Here is a 1099-nt window from a genome sequence, read left to right as displayed (position 1 = left end):
CCCCGGACGTCCTGGTCGTCGACGTGGACCCGGCCGCGGTCGAGCAGGCCCGCCAGGCCATCCCGGTCCTCGCCAACCGCCGCTTCTGACACCGCGGTGGCGAGCACCGCCCACCGCGGTGCCCGCCACCAATTCGGGACGAAGTGGTCCAATCCATTCGACCCCCTGCAGCGCGCGGCGCGGATGCGGTAGACAGTAGCTGCCAGTAACCGATCCAGTGCGCCAGGGAGAAGCCGGTATGCCCGAATCCGAGGACGTCCAAGTACGGGGGTCCGCCGTGTCCGACGAGATGGACACGACCGTGCCGCACGCGGCCCGCGTCTGGAACTTCTGGCTCGGCGGCAAGGACCACTACGAGGTCGACCGCGCCGCGGGCGAGGACTTCCTGCAGGTCTTCCCGGGGATGCGGGCGGCCGCGCAGGCCAGCCGGGGCTGCCTGGGGCGGATGGTCCGGCACCTGGTCACCGAGTGCGGGGTGCGGCAGTTCCTGGACGTCGGCACCGGCCTGCCGACCGCGGAGAACACTCACGAGATCGCGCAGGAAGCCGCCCCGGAGAGCCGGATCGTCTACGTCGACAACGACCCGCTGGTGCTGGCCCACGCCCGCGCGCTGCTCACGAGCACGCCGGAGGGGGCCACCCGCTACATCCACGCCGACGTCCGCGAACCCGAGGCGATCATCGAAGGCGCCCGCGAGGCCCTCGACTTCGACCAGCCGGTGGCCCTGATCCTGTTCGGGATCATGGGCCTGATCCCGGAGTACGACCGGGCGCGGTCCCTGGTGGACACCCTGCTGGCGGCGCTGCCGAGCGGCTCCTACCTGGCGCTGTTCGACGTCGACAACAGCGACCCGGTGGCGGTGGACGCGGCCCGGCGCTACGGCGAGTCCGGCGCGATCCCGTACAACCACCGGACGCCGGAGCAGATCGCTGGCTACTTCACCGGCCTGGAGCTGGTGGCCCCGGGAGTGGTGCGCTCCGGCCAGTGGCGCACCGAGCCCTCCGAGCTCGCGCAGCACGACACCACCACGCTCGCCGGGCTGGGGCGCAAGCCCTGACTCAGGTCCTCGCCAGCCGGGCCCGGCGGTGGGCGAGGTGGG

General features: G+C 72.4%; 1 protein-coding gene. It reads left to right on the top strand.

Annotated features, from left to right (window positions below):
• Nucleotides 1-238 precede the first annotated feature (238 nt).
• Nucleotides 239-1057 carry an SAM-dependent methyltransferase gene (locus ABT324_RS33355; protein ID WP_351185905.1) on the top strand — a complete coding sequence of 273 codons (819 nt, stop codon included), beginning with the start codon at nt 239-241 and terminating at the stop codon, nt 1055-1057.
• The last annotated feature ends 42 nt before the right edge of the window (nt 1058-1099 follow it).

Source organism: Saccharopolyspora sp. NPDC000359 (genome assembly GCF_040300525.1).
Classification (GTDB): Bacteria; Actinomycetota; Actinomycetes; order Mycobacteriales; family Pseudonocardiaceae; genus Saccharopolyspora.
Note: the sequence above shows the minus strand (reverse complement) of the source record. Positions and strands in the feature narration are given on the sequence as shown.